At 57.8% G+C, this 12,997-nt stretch carries 11 protein-coding genes; 8 read left to right on the plus strand and 3 right to left on the minus strand.

What is annotated here, in order from left to right; translation table 11 throughout:
• Nucleotides 1-86: 86 nt before the first annotated feature.
• Nucleotides 87-2,942 (minus strand): alpha-amylase family glycosyl hydrolase, encoded by a 2,856-nt coding sequence (locus tag ACZYUB_RS10675; protein WP_463947763.1) that lies wholly within the window; start codon nucleotides 2,940-2,942, stop codon nucleotides 87-89.
• Nucleotides 2,943-3,375: 433 nt separating this feature from the next.
• Here ACZYUB_RS10675 and ACZYUB_RS10680 point away from each other — a divergent pair, with 433 nt between their 5' ends.
• Nucleotides 3,376-4,986: a phosphoethanolamine transferase gene (locus ACZYUB_RS10680; protein ID WP_463947765.1), complete on the plus strand. Its 1,611-nt coding sequence runs from the start codon at nucleotides 3,376-3,378 to the stop codon at nucleotides 4,984-4,986.
• A 288-nt stretch (nucleotides 4,987-5,274) separates the two neighbouring features.
• Here ACZYUB_RS10680 and tcdA read toward each other — a convergent pair whose 3' ends face one another.
• Nucleotides 5,275-6,096 (minus strand): tRNA cyclic N6-threonylcarbamoyladenosine(37) synthase TcdA, encoded by an 822-nt coding sequence (gene tcdA, locus ACZYUB_RS10685; RefSeq protein ID WP_463947766.1) that lies wholly within the window; start codon nucleotides 6,094-6,096, stop codon nucleotides 5,275-5,277.
• Between the two features lie 155 nt (nucleotides 6,097-6,251).
• On the opposite strand from tcdA, the gene ACZYUB_RS10690 reads away from it, so the two are divergent.
• The 5 genes from ACZYUB_RS10690 (at nucleotide 6,252) to ACZYUB_RS10710 (ending at nucleotide 10,950) form a co-directional block, all read left to right on the plus strand.
• Nucleotides 6,252-6,932 (plus strand): EAL domain-containing protein, encoded by a 681-nt coding sequence (locus ACZYUB_RS10690; RefSeq protein WP_463947768.1) that lies wholly within the window; start codon nucleotides 6,252-6,254, stop codon nucleotides 6,930-6,932.
• Nucleotides 6,933-7,061: 129 nt separating this feature from the next.
• A complete protein-coding gene (locus ACZYUB_RS10695) occupies nucleotides 7,062-7,820 on the plus strand; it encodes a glycosyltransferase family 2 protein (protein ID WP_463947769.1) in 759 nt (252 codons plus the stop codon).
• Complete coding sequence (locus ACZYUB_RS10700; protein WP_460881659.1) at nucleotides 7,817-8,152, plus strand: lipid-A-disaccharide synthase N-terminal domain-containing protein; 336 nt, start codon at nucleotides 7,817-7,819, stop codon at nucleotides 8,150-8,152. Before ACZYUB_RS10695 ends, ACZYUB_RS10700 begins: the two co-directional genes overlap by 4 nt.
• A 62-nt stretch (nucleotides 8,153-8,214) precedes the next feature.
• Nucleotides 8,215-9,927 (plus strand): ArnT family glycosyltransferase, encoded by a 1,713-nt coding sequence (locus ACZYUB_RS10705; protein ID WP_463947771.1) that lies wholly within the window; start codon nucleotides 8,215-8,217, stop codon nucleotides 9,925-9,927.
• A gap of 12 nt (nucleotides 9,928-9,939) precedes the next feature.
• Entirely contained in the window at nucleotides 9,940-10,950 is a 1,011-nt protein-coding gene (locus ACZYUB_RS10710; RefSeq protein ID WP_463947773.1) for an NAD-dependent epimerase, read from the plus strand.
• Between the two features lie 104 nt (nucleotides 10,951-11,054).
• On the opposite strand, the gene ACZYUB_RS10715 is transcribed toward ACZYUB_RS10710, so the two are convergent.
• Nucleotides 11,055-11,195, minus strand: coding sequence for a hypothetical protein (locus tag ACZYUB_RS10715; RefSeq protein ID WP_463947774.1), 141 nt, complete (start codon nucleotides 11,193-11,195; stop codon nucleotides 11,055-11,057).
• Nucleotides 11,196-11,349: 154 nt separating this feature from the next.
• On the opposite strand from ACZYUB_RS10715, the gene ACZYUB_RS10720 reads away from it, so the two are divergent.
• Nucleotides 11,350-12,549 (plus strand): nucleotidyltransferase family protein, encoded by a 1,200-nt coding sequence (locus tag ACZYUB_RS10720; RefSeq protein WP_463947775.1) that lies wholly within the window; start codon nucleotides 11,350-11,352, stop codon nucleotides 12,547-12,549.
• Nucleotides 12,546-12,992, plus strand: coding sequence for a lasso peptide biosynthesis B2 protein (locus ACZYUB_RS10725; protein ID WP_463947777.1), 447 nt, complete (start codon nucleotides 12,546-12,548; stop codon nucleotides 12,990-12,992). The genes ACZYUB_RS10720 and ACZYUB_RS10725 overlap by 4 nt, the downstream gene beginning before the upstream one ends.
• The last annotated feature ends 5 nt before the right edge of the window (nucleotides 12,993-12,997 follow it).

Consider the following 12,997-nt stretch of genomic DNA (forward strand, 5'->3'; position numbering starts at 1 on the left):
AAGCCACCCTTGCCGATACCCAACAATGCGCTATAAAAAAGCCCCGGCACATGGCCGGGGCAAGACTCCACACAACAAGAAAACCATTACTGACTGATCAGTACCCGGCCATACAGCGCCGGAACGGTCAGGGACAGCGAACCATCCTCCGCAACCGTAAAGCCGCTGCTGGTCAGCACGTCCTGGTAGCTGCCCGCCAAGGTGGCAGGCAATGCCAAGCTCAGCGCTTTTTCTGTGGTGCCGTTGTTCAGCATCACCAACGCCTTCTGGCCATTCAGCTCCCGCAGTAGCACCACCACGTTGGCATCGCTATATAGCGGAGCACTCAGACTGCCCTGACGCAGAATCGGGTAGTCCTTGCGCATCTTGATCAGGCTCTTATAGGCTGCCAGCAGATCGGTATCCGGCTTGCCACCGACGTCGGCCCACGGGTAGGTGCCACGGTTGAAGGGATCTTCCCCGCCGGTCACACCTACTTCATCGCCATAGAAGATGGCCGGAGCGCCGGGATAGCTCATCTGGAACAGAGCCGCCAGCTTGACCCGCTGTTTGGCCTGTGCAATCACAGCCGCATCCGTGGTGTCGGAGGTATAGCCGAACTTGTACAAAGCCCGCGCCGCATCGTGGGTCGACAACAGGTTCATCAGCGCATAGAAGGCTTGTGGCGGATAGTTTTCCCGCATCAGCTCCAGGTTGTGATACAGCTCGGCCGTATTACCACCGGCCGCATAGTCCAGCACGGCATTGCGGAAGATGTAGTTCATGGTCGAATCAAACTCGTCGCCCAGGAAGAACTTGGAAGCATCAAACCAGGTTTCCGCCACGGTCAGCGCATCAGGATCCTTGCTCTTGACCGCCGTGCGCCATTCACGCCAAAACTCATCGCTGACCCAAGGCGCGACGTCCATTCGCCAGCCGGCAAGCCCCTGATCCAGCCAATATTTGGTCACCGAGTCGTCATTGCGGTAGGCAAAGTTCTTCCAGCTCTCCGATTCGACCAGCTCAGGCAGCGTCGAAACGCCGACCCAGCCCTGGTACATGCCTTCCGGCGTGGTAGAGTCGGTGAAGAATTTGTACCAGCTGTAGTAGGGTGATTCCGGATGTGGCTTGCCGCCTTCGAAGGCACCCACGCCCGGATACTTGCCGTAGCGGTCAAAGTAGGCAGAATCGCTGCCGGTATGGTTCAACGAGGTGTCCAGGATCACGCGAATGCCGCGCGCCTTGGCCTCGGCTGTCAACTTGGCGAACAGCGCATTGTCACCGAAGTTGTCGTCCACCCGCATGTAGTCGGCGGTGTCGTACTTGTGATTGCTAGGCGCCTCGAAGATCGGGTTGATGTACAGGGTGTTGACCCCGAGATCGACCAGATAGTCGAGCTTCTCGATGATGCCGGCCAGGTCACCGCCGAAGAAGTCGTTGTTGTAGACCGCATCGTCGTTGCTGTTGCCATCGTTCCCACCCGGCACATAGGGCTTGTCATTCCAGTTGCTATGGAATTCGACGGCCTGATCCAGATAGGTGTCGACACCCGGCTTCGGATCGTTGGCGGTATCGCCATTGCGGAAGCGTTCCGGGAAGATGTAGTAGTAGACCGCATCCTTGGCCCACTCCGGCACCGCAAAATCGCTCAGGTAAACGGTCTGGCGATAACGGCGGATCTGGCTGCTGTCCTTAGGCTTGAACGCGACCAGACCCGGTCCGGCAGAGCCCTTCTCGGAAGTCCAGTAGACAGTTTCCTTATTGTTTTGATACACATAAACTTGGTCGCCGATCGTAAACTCGAAGTAGTAACCATACACCCCCTTGGTCGGGAAAGTGTAACTGCCACCCCAGCGTTCGGAACCATCCACCACGGTTTTGCTCAACGGCACACGGGTCAGCTCGTCGTACTTGAGCACATCTTGATTACCTTCCAGCGTCCGGTTATCAATCACCAGATTGACACTGTCGATGCCAGGCAGTGCGGTAAGGGCGTAGTCGATGGTCTGGCCTTCTGTCACGGCACCAAAGGGCTGCTTGAAGTTGCTGTTGCGGGAATCGAAGCTCACGCTCAGCGCGATCGGATCCGTCACCTGGGCATTGCCAGAGCCAACAAAAGTCTGATCGCCGATGGTCAGCTTCGGATTGCTGGCATCGGCATCCATGGTCAACTTGGCGGTATGGGCACCGGTGAAATTGAACTTCAGATTGCCAGTACTAGCCCCCAGGATCGCATCACTGGTGATGGCCAGCGGCGTGCCGTGGGTCAGTGTATTCGCGCTGCCATCGGCAGCGCCGAAGCTGCTGGCCGCACTCCAGCCGGAATCGGCCAGCTTGAATTCATATTCCCCGGTTTCATTGACGTTCAGATAGAAGGCATCGCAACTATAGGTGAACAGATAGTCGGAAACCGCCGTCCAGCTATTCATGCCACCGCGCAGGAACAGGGCCGTCTCCCCCAGCGGGTTATCCGGACACTGATAGATGGTCAGTGTCGGCTCAGTGGCCGACTTGGAGAGATCCAGTACCAGCTTGTTCACCCCGGAGAAAGTGAAGCTGAGGTTACTGCCCTGCAGGGCCAGCGGCAGCGGGGTATTGGCCACCGCTTGGCTGCTGCTCGCACCACCAAAGTCCGAGTTCGCGGACCAACCGGCATCCGCGATCTTGAACGACTGATCGCCGTCGGTTTCGGTCACCAGCTCGAAATGGTCGCAGACATAATTGAATTTGTACTCTTCGGCCGCATTCCAGCTGTTCATACCACCGCGCAGATACAAGGCGGTATCACCCATGGGGTTATCAACACAGGTCGACGGTGTAGGATCTGGGGTTGGATCCGGAGTAGGTGTCGGTGTCGAGCTGGAGGCGTTGTCACCACAAGCGCTGAGGGCCAACGCCAAAGAGATGGCCAGCGCCAGTCGATTAACCGGCTTGGCAAAGTGAATGTGCAAGCGTGTTGTCATGATTCCTTCCTGATGGTTATCTTATCCAAAAACAAGGTTAAATATTTAACCTGCCTCTATGTACGATAAGCCATCCAGGAACACAATCAGCCCTTTACCACACTGTGGGGCGAATCACAGCTTTCGAATGACATCGAAAGCCTCTTCGTCCGGAATAATAACGCCGATGATGGATGACCATTACGCCAAAAGTTAAACGGTTAACTTGGTGTCATCATCGGAAGATGCGCGCAGCCCAGCAACATCGCAATAAATCAACTCATATGAGCCCTTTATTAACGCCGACTTGGCTCTCCTTAAGGTTTATTTAAGTTAAGATGGCAATCATGTTTTAAATGACAGCAAATCATCTACAACTAAGGCGCTGTCACCCTCCCACACGCACGGCAGGGGCAATAACCACTCTTTTTTCTGACCGAGTCATGATTTCACCATGAAAAGCCATTTTTCTCTGGGCGTCATTCGCCTGACGCTGATCGCCGCGCTGTTTTTTGTCCTCTCCGGCAATCAGCAATTCTGGGGCCAGTGCCTGGCCTTTTTCACCCCATTGCAAGGCCATAACCTGCTGTTGATCGGCTCGCTGTTTAGCATCACCTTCGGTCTGATGCTGTTCCTGCTCAATCTCATCGCCATACCCCGACTGTTCCGCCCACTCCTGACGCTGATCCTGTTCGGTCATGCCGCAGCCGCCTACTTCATGAACGGTTACGGCATTTCCATCGACCGCGACATGCTGCAAAACGTGTTCGAAACCAATCCGGCGGAAGCGTTCGAGCTGGTCAATCTGAAACTCATCGCGTATCTGCTGGTGCTGGGAGCCTTGCCCAGTGCTCTGCTGTGGCGCACCGAGATCCGCTACGGCAGCTGGAAAGCGGCTCTGGGTCGCAAACTGGGCATCATGGCGCTGGCGCTGGCGGTGATTGGTGGAAATGCCTGGTTCTTCTATCAGGATTACGCCTCGTTCTTTCGCAACAAGGGTGAGGTCCGCCGTTTCTTCACACCGGCCAACTTTATCTATGGCACCGGGGATTATGTGCATCGCCACTGGTTCAAAAAACCCGGGAAGCTGGAAGCCGTTGGCCTGGATGCCAAGCGCCTGAGTACCGGCCGAGACAAACCCACGCTTTTGGTACTTGTGGTCGGCGAAACCGCTCGCGCCGCCAACTTCGGTCTGGATGGCTATGGGCGCCAGACCACGCCGCAACTGGCCAAACTGGATGTGATCAATTTCCCACAAGCCAGCTCCTGCGGTACCGCAACAGCAACTTCAGTGCCTTGTATGTTCTCGCCGATGGCGCGCAAGGACTACAAAACCAGCCAGCACCAGGAAAGCCTGCTGGATGTGGTGCAGCGAGCCGGAGTGCCGGTGCTGTGGAAGGATAATAATTCGGGCTGCAAGGGAACCTGCAACCGGGTGCCGTCGGAAGATGTCAGTAACCAGAAGGATCCACGCTGGTGCCGCAATGGCGAGTGTTTTGACGAGGTGATGCTCGAAGGGCTCGATCAGCAATTGACCAAGCATCAAGGCGACCTGTTGCTGGTATTGCACCAGAAGGGCAGTCATGGCCCCGCCTATTATCTGCGCTACCCGGATGAGTTTGCCCGTTTCACCCCGGTCTGCCAGACCAATAAATTGCAGGATTGTAGTCGCGAGGCGATCACCAACGCCTATGACAACACCATTCTCTATACCGACCACTTTCTGGCTCGCGTCGTGACCTTGCTGCAACAGCAGCAAAGTCATTACAACACCGCCATGTGGTATATGTCTGACCATGGCGAGTCATTGGGTGAGAATAACCTCTACCTGCATGGCGCCCCCTACGCCTTTGCCCCCGAGACCCAGACCCATATTCCCATGGTGCAATGGATATCCAACGGCTTCGCGGCCCAGAGCAAGCTGGATCTGAGCTGCTTGCGCCAAGCGGCCAACCAGCCGGTCAGCCATGACAACCTGTTCCACTCGGTACTCGGTATTCTGGATATCCAGACCAGCGTCTATCAGCCGGAGCTGGATCTGTTCAGGGCGTGCCGAGCGAACTGATGACTGAGAGATAACCGCACAGCCCATGGTATGTGCTCCTTGGGAGAGCGGCTCAAACCATTGGTTACGATTCGCAGCCCTGAATGTTGGCAAATAGCCAAGAAATTAGAAAATAGCTGGCCGCCCGAGTTGACGGCCAGACCTGGAGCTCAAATCGGCACTGTGACAGCCGCAAGTCAGGGGCGGTAGCCATTTCGTTTGGCAGGCCCATGTCATGACCCACATACATTAGTATTTGCAATAAAGGCTGCGCGCAGTGGAGCAGGGGTACCCTGACTGCAGATGGAACTATTGGTTTACTGTTGCTCCCGGCGTCTGTAACGCCCGGGCGCCGCGCTCGGCAATCTTCTTCAGCACTCGCGACACAGCGGTGAAGCCGAAGGTGGCGGTGACGACTGTGGTGGCACCAAAGCCGGAGGCGCAATCCATCTTCAGGGTGCCATCGCTCTGGGCCTTGCTGAGACAGACACCGCCCGCACCATCGGGATAGCGCAGCTGTTCGGTGGAAAACACGCAATCTACGCCGAATTTGCGTTGTGGATTCTTGCTGAAGTTGTGCAGGCGCCGCAGTTCGCCCCGCACCTTGGCCGCCAGCGGATCCATGATGGTCTTGCTCAAATCGGCGATCTGGATCTGGGTCGGATCCATCTGCCCGCCCGCGCCGCCGGCGACTATAATCGGGATCTTGCGATACTTGCAGAAGGCTATCAGCGAAACCTTGGCCTTGAGGCTGTCGATGGCATCGATAACATAGTCAAAATCATTGTGAATATGCGCGTCCATGTTGTCGGCGGTGACAAAATCATCCACCACATGCACCTGACACTCGGGATTGATCGCCCGAATGCGCTCGGCCATCACCTCGACTTTGAGTTCCCCCACCGTCTGTTGCAGCGCATGGATCTGGCGATTGGTGTTGGTGATGCAGATGTCATCCATATCGATCAGCGTCAACTGGCCGATACCCGAACGCGCCAATGCCTCGGCGGCCCAGGAGCCCACGCCACCGATCCCCACCACACAGACATGGGCGGCAGCAAACTGGGTCAGCGCCTGCTGGCCATACAGGCGGGCTATGCCCCCAAAGCGTTGTTGGTATTCCGGACTCATGACTTCCTCAATGACAGGGGTGAGCTGACGGGCTGTCACTCAGCGGCGGCATTATAGCAAGTGAAATGCGGAACCCAAATCAGGCCCGAGAGAGCCCGAACCCCGCAGAATGGATTACACTAAAAACAACCGCCGCTCACTATGAGGCTGATGGCATGCTGCAAGGACTACCTGGCATCCTCAATTGCGCCGAGATGCACTTCATCGCGCAACCGATCTTGCATCGCGGAGGCGAGTTGTTCGGGCATGAACTGTTGCTGCGATTCAAGCAGTATGCCGACCCACAGGCGCTACTCAAGATCGTCAAGCATCTGGACCTACGGCATGCGCTGGATCTGCAAGTCTGCGAAATGGCCACGGCCTTGACCGACTTCAAGCAGGATACCGGCTGCTGGTTATTGAACCTGTATGCCGAATCGTTGCCAAAAGCCGATCTGCAACTGGCCTTACAAGCTCTGGCCGAAAAGCTGAAACCAGCTGCCTTATGGCTGCATGTACTGGAGCTGGATCAGACCCAGGATATGCCCCATCTGCGCAATGCCATGCGTCGCCTGCACGACGCCAACATCAAGTTTGCGCTGGATATTGGCGATCTGGAGCACCCCTACAGTCAATTCCTGCCCTTCGATCTGCTGCGCATGAATGTGGCCGAGATCCAGCACCCGCACTGGAGCCAATGCCTGGAGGAAGCCAGGCTGCGCAATATCCCGTTACTCGCCTATCGAGTCGAGAATGAAGCCCAGGTTCATGCGCTGAGCCAGCAACGGATTGATTATCTGCAAGGCTACGCAGTGCGCGATATCATTACTCTGGAAATACCTCGTTATACGGTGTAACCGGTTTTCATCGCGGCGACCGCTCCTCGTTCCAGAATTTACAGTGACCAGCGGCTAGGGCAGAATAGCCACCCGAATACTCCGGTCATCGGTGCGCCGTCGACCATCGTCAACTGCAAGGACTCCATCATGAGTGAATTGCTGTCCCAGCAAGCACCTGCTGTCTCTATCGTTATCCCAGCCAAGAATGAAGCAGATAATATTCGCCCCTTGATCGCCGAAATTCAGGCTGCCATGGAAGATCGTTTCAGCTATGAACTCATCTATATCGATGATGGCAGCACCGATACCACCTGGGATGAACTGCAGGCCCTGCGCGCGAGTGGGTTCGACCGCTTGAAGCTAATCCGTCACCAACAGAGTGTGGGTCAGAGTCTGGCCATTATCAGCGGTGCCTGGATGGCCCGGGGAGAATGGCTGGTGGTGCTGGATGCCGATGGCCAGAATGATCCGGCGGATATCCCCGGCATGCTGGATGCCGTGCAGGCGGCTCGGGCGCAGAATGACCAAGTCTGGGGGGTGATCGGTCATCGGGTGAACCGCCGGGATGACTGGGTCAAACGCCTTTCCTCCAAGGTGGCCAATGGCTTCCGCGACTGTATGCTCCGCGACGGCATTCCAGATACCGGCTGTGGTCTGAAGGCTGTGCTGCGCGAGCGCTACCTGCGTCTGCCGTCGTTCAACCATATGCATCGCTATATTCCTACCCTGATCCAGGCTCAAGGCGGCATCATGCAGGTGCATCCGGTCAACCACAGACCGCGGATGGCCGGCACCTCCAATTACGGTGTCTGGAACCGGTTGTGGGTGGGTCTGGTGGACGTGCTGGGTGTCTGGTGGCTGAAACGGCGCGCCAAGGTAGTACAAATTCGGGACTACCAAGCATGAACTGGCTCGATATGCCCATCACCTGGCTATTCTGGACCGGGATCCATATCACCGGCTGGAAACTGATCGGCTATACCGGCGCCCTGATGTTTGGCGGCCGCTGGTTGGTGCAATTTGTCGCCTCCAAACGCGCCGGGAAACCGGTGATCCCGCGCCTGTTCTGGTATATGAGTGTGGTCGGTAGCCTGATGACCCTGAGCTACTTTCTGTTCTCGGCCAAACAGGACTCGGTCGGTGTGCTGCAGAACCTGTTTCCAGCCTTTACCGCGCTCTATAGTCTCTATCTGGATATCAAACACCGCGGTTGGCACCGGGATCTGGCGGGTCACTAACCGCCTGCGTGCCGGATCCTGATCCGGCACTTCCGGCCCCTTCCACGCTTCAAGGATCCGCTATGTTGACCGATCAGCACACCCTGCACGGCCCCGACTCCGAACGACAAGCCTTCTGGTTACTACTGTTACTCGGCCTCATCATTCTCGGTGCCGGTATGGGACTGCGCGACCCTTGGCCCGCCGATGAACCCCGTTTTGCCCTAGTCGCCAAACAGATGGTCGAATCCGGGCAATGGCTGTTTCCATTTCGCGGCGGCGAAATCTACCCCGACAAACCGCCGATGTTTATGTGGGCCATCGCCCTGTTCTATCAGCTGACCGGTTCGATGCGGGTGGCTTTCCTGCTACCCAACCTCCTTGCTGGTCTGGGCACTCTGGCGCTGGTGTTCGATATCGCCCGCCGGGTCTGGGATCCGCGTACCGCCTTTCGCGCCGGGCTGCTGCTGCTGTTTACGGTCCAGTTCACGGTGCAGGCCAAGTTGGCCCAGATCGATGCCCTGGTCACCTTCTGCATCACGCTGGGGCTGTATGGGTTCCTGCGCTTCTTGCTATGCGGGGGGCAGTGGCGCTGGTACTACCTGGGCTGGTTTGCGGCGGGTTTAGGCATCATCACCAAAGGGGTTGGTATTCTGGCGGCACTGGTGCTGATCCCGGCACTCTGGACCCATCGCCACAGCATTCGCTCCGCTCCCCGCAGCGCCTGGCTCAAAGCCCTGGCGGGTCCGCTGTTTATGGGGCTGGCGATCGCCCTGTGGTTGGTACCCATGGTGCTGAGCGTCGCCGCCAGTCATGACGCCACCTTCGAGGCTTATCGCAATAACATCTTGTTCCGGCAAACCGTGACCCGGTATGCCAATGCCTGGCACCACGTCAAACCCTTCTGGTTCTACCTGACCGAGGTGATCCCTGCCTTCTGGTTGCCCCTCTCGCTGTTGCTGCCCTGGATCATCTGGCAATGCCGGGAAGCCTTTCGTCAGGGCAATCGGGCGGTGATCCTGCTGGTTGGCTATCTGGTGCTGATGCTCTGCTTCTTCTCGTTTTCCCCAGGCAAACGCGGGGTCTACATCACGCCGGGGACTCCAGCACTGGCGTTGCTCGCCGCCCCCTGGCTGCCACTGCTGCTGGCGCGTCGCTGGCCGCGTCGCTTGCTACAGGGGCTGGGTTGGCTGGTCAGTGGCTTGTTCCTCGTGGTCGCAATCGCCCTGCTGCTCAGCCCCAAACTGGCGGCCAAAACCGCCGAACTGGGCAGCAATCCCTGGCTGCTGGCCCTGTCCGTGGGGCTGTGCAGCCTGCTGGTCAATACCCTATTGCGCCGGGCGCCGCTCAGTGCCGTATTCGGCACTCTGAGCGTGGTCTGGTTGCATTACAGCCTGTGGGCCTATCCGCTGATGAATGACGTCCGCACCCCGCGCGGCATCATGAGTGAGGTCAGCAGCCGAGTTCCGGCACAGGATGAGCTGTTGATCGTCAAGTTCCGCGAGCAGTTCCTGCTGTTTGCCGATCGCCCCATCCAGCACTGGTCCTATCAGGCTGAGAACAAAGCCCAGATCCGGGCCAGTGCCCACTGGATACAAGCAGCGCCGAACCGCTGGTTACTAGCTCCGGCCAGTATGCTGGACCCCTGTTTCGATCCGGCCAAGGGCCAAGCGCTGGGCTTGCGTCATGGCGAGATCTGGACTCTGTATCGCATCGATGCTCTGCGTCCGGCCTGCCAGCAAGCGACCGCCGAACTGAGCCCTTACCGTTATCTGCCCCAGCATGGCTACCAATAAGCGAGACCACTGATGAAGATATTGATCACCGGTTCCGCCGGATTTATCGGCTTTCATGTTGCCGAACGCCTGCTGGCTCAGGGCCACGACGTGGTCGGCATCGACAATCTGAACGACTATTACGACGTCAATCTCAAGTTAGCCCGGCTGGCCCGCATCGAAACTCAGTCCAATTTCCGCTTTCTCAAGCTGGAGCTAGCGGATCGGGCGGCGATGGCCGAGCTGTTTGCTAGCGAGCGGTTCGAGCGGGTCATCCATCTGGGAGCTCAGGCCGGGGTACGCTACTCCATCGACAACCCGCACGCCTATGCCGATGCCAATCTGGTGGGCCATCTCAATGTGCTCGAAGGCTGCCGTCAGAATGGCGTGGGGCATCTGCTCTATGCCTCCTCAAGCTCTGTGTACGGCCTGAACCGCAAGACGCCGTTCGCCACCAGCGATAGCGTCGATCATCCGGTCTCGCTGTATGCGGCCACCAAGAAAGCCAATGAGCTGATGAGCCACAGTTACGCCCATCTGTATGATCTGCCGACCACAGGGCTGCGCTTTTTCACCGTCTACGGCCCCTGGGGCCGCCCGGATATGGCGCTGTTCAAGTTCACCCAGGCGATCCTCGAAGGCCGCCCCATCGACGTCTACAACCATGGCGATATGCGCCGCGATTTCACCTATATCGACGATATCGCCGAGGCGGTGGTGCGGCTGACCGAGGTGATCCCGCAGTGCAATCCCGACTGGACGGTGGAAACCGGCACCCCGGCCGAGAGCAGCGCCCCCTACCGGGTCTATAACATCGGCAATAGCCAACCGGTACAGTTGACGGAATTTATCCGCCAGTTGGAGCAGGCTCTGGGAGTCACAGCGCAGATGAATTTGCTGCCAATGCAACCGGGAGATGTGCTGGAAACCAGCGCCGATACCTCGGCTCTAGAAGCCGCCATAGGCTTTAAGCCGCGCACGGATTTACTGCTGGGCTTGAAGCAGTTTGTGGCGTGGTATCGCGGGTATTATGCGCGTAGATAAATATGAGTCGCCTCTGCAGCGTCTATAGGCGCAATAAAAAAACCACCTCGGCTGAAGGTGGTTTTTTTCTATGTTAACAGCACACTAGACCGGGGATGAACCAATCAGCTGATACCTGTGGAATTAGTGATACCATCAATTACCGGACCACTACCATTTTCAGTGCTTTGAGCAATATCACCCAACTCCATCAGTTGCGGTGCCTGCCACGTTTTTACGTTTTGAATGTCCTGTTGATTCTGCATGAATCTCTCCTTGGGTATAGATATCAGGTTTTTCGACGCCAAGCCGAAACTGAAAGTAGCTTACCAGTTCATCTGGATTTGGCACTAGAGGACATCGTCAAATTTGTAACAATTGATTATCATCTGCCGCAGATCTCCTCACGAGCCCACTTCCATGTCCGACATCAACGCAGCACTGCCCTTCCCCCTGCAACTGGCGCGACTCTGTGCCTGGCGTCCGCTGGATGTCGAGGTTCGCGACCGGCAGCTGGCCGAGCTGGCCGGCCAGCCCCAAGATCTGGATGCCAATTGGCGGTATCTGCAGGATCACCGGCTTTGGGGGCTGGCAGCAGAAGCCCTGGGCGAGCGCTGGGGCACTCATTTTTTGGGGCCACACTGGCAAGCGCTGCAGCACCGAGCCCGGCAGCAGAAGCTGAGCCTGCTGAAACTGGCCGCTATGCAGCAACGACTGGAACAGGCCTTTGCCCAGGCTCAGCTTGATCTGCGGGTGCTGAAGGGACCGGGTTTGAGTCAGCGGCTCTACGGCGATGCCACCGTGCGCCATAGCAAGGATCTGGACTTGCTGGTGCCAGTCAACCAGCTCTGGCAAGCCTGCGATGTGCTGCAACAGCAAGGTTTTTTGCTGCAAGATGCTCCTCAACCTCTGGCCGAAAATCGCCGTCTGATCGCCCGTCATTACTGGCATCTGACCCTGTTGCACCCCCAGCATCAGATACTGGTGGAGCTGCACTGGCGCTTCGAGCCAACCCAGGCACCCAGCCGCGAACTACTATGGCCGGAGCAATTTGCCATGAATCGGGTCGATGAAGCGGAGTTTCTCTATCTTATCCACCACGGCAGCCGTCATCACTGGTTCCGCTTGAAATGGTTGGGCGATATTCTGGCCATCAGCGAGCGCGAGCCTGACCTGTGGCAGAGCTGCCAGCCGTTGGCGAACACGGTGGGGCTGCAGGATGCCCTGGCGCAGGCACTCCATTTAATCCAATGGTTGTGGCCAGAACAGATGACGGTCGCCATGCAGACTCTTCGGGAACAGGGCAGCACCAGAGCCCACTGGATGGCCAATGAAGCCCGTCGCTATCTGCTGGCCCACGACTATCCGGAGCTCAAGGGCAAGATCCTGTTCTCGGACCGGTGGCGTATGCAGCGTTACCAATGGCAGCTGAACGCCCGTTACCGACCCCGCGAGCGCTGGAGCAATTTGTTGGACCGGCTGATGTACGCCTCCTGCGACATCGAGCAGCTGCAGTTGCCTGCTCACCGGCACTGGTGCTACCCGCTACTTCGTCTGCCCTTGCTGGCTCGCCGCTGGTGGATAGCCCGGACGGACTTACAGGCGGTCCGCCACGGATGAAATCACTATTCGGCCTATTTCGTACCTATCGCCGACTCACGCCGCTCAGGCGTCGCGAAGCCTGGCAGTTACTGCTGGCGCTCGCTCGGGCCCGCTGGCAGGTACGAGGCCTGCCGGTGCAGCAGCTCTTCGGGCAATTACCACAGGGGTATCCTCTCTCGCCGCGTCTTGAGCTGCGCGAGATCCACCAGTTGAGCCGACAGGTGCAACGGCTGGCGGGCTGGGTGCCCTGGCGCGCCAAGTGTCTGGAGCAATCCTTGGTGATGAGCCAGCAGTTGGCCGCCCAAGGTATCCCCTATCAGCTCTGTATCGGAGTGAAACGCGGTGAGCAGCAAGCCTTTACTGCCCACGCCTGGATCCTGGTGGCGGGCGAGGTGGTACACGGTGGCCCCGTGCACACCTACGCCCTGATGAGTCAGTATGCCAGCCATTCATCGCCCTAGGTGGT

Source organism: Pseudaeromonas sp. HNCC25DJ182, from assembly GCF_055413365.1.

What these genes read in the sequence shown, in the direction of transcription:
- ACZYUB_RS10675 (WP_463947763.1), bottom strand. Translation starts at nt 2,942, where the DNA reads ATGACAACACGCTTGCACATTCACTTTGCCAAGCCGGTTAATCGACTG.
- ACZYUB_RS10680 (WP_463947765.1), top strand. Translation starts at nt 3,376, where the DNA reads ATGAAAAGCCATTTTTCTCTGGGCGTCATTCGCCTGACGCTGATCGCC.
- tcdA (WP_463947766.1), bottom strand. Translation starts at nt 6,096, where the DNA reads ATGAGTCCGGAATACCAACAACGCTTTGGGGGCATAGCCCGCCTGTAT.
- ACZYUB_RS10690 (WP_463947768.1), top strand. Translation starts at nt 6,252, where the DNA reads ATGCTGCAAGGACTACCTGGCATCCTCAATTGCGCCGAGATGCACTTC.
- ACZYUB_RS10695 (WP_463947769.1), top strand. Translation starts at nt 7,062, where the DNA reads ATGAGTGAATTGCTGTCCCAGCAAGCACCTGCTGTCTCTATCGTTATC.
- ACZYUB_RS10700 (WP_460881659.1), top strand. Translation starts at nt 7,817, where the DNA reads ATGAACTGGCTCGATATGCCCATCACCTGGCTATTCTGGACCGGGATC.
- ACZYUB_RS10705 (WP_463947771.1), top strand. Translation starts at nt 8,215, where the DNA reads ATGTTGACCGATCAGCACACCCTGCACGGCCCCGACTCCGAACGACAA.
- ACZYUB_RS10710 (WP_463947773.1), top strand. Translation starts at nt 9,940, where the DNA reads ATGAAGATATTGATCACCGGTTCCGCCGGATTTATCGGCTTTCATGTT.
- ACZYUB_RS10715 (WP_463947774.1), bottom strand. Translation starts at nt 11,195, where the DNA reads ATGCAGAATCAACAGGACATTCAAAACGTAAAAACGTGGCAGGCACCG.
- ACZYUB_RS10720 (WP_463947775.1), top strand. Translation starts at nt 11,350, where the DNA reads ATGTCCGACATCAACGCAGCACTGCCCTTCCCCCTGCAACTGGCGCGA.
- ACZYUB_RS10725 (WP_463947777.1), top strand. Translation starts at nt 12,546, where the DNA reads ATGAAATCACTATTCGGCCTATTTCGTACCTATCGCCGACTCACGCCG.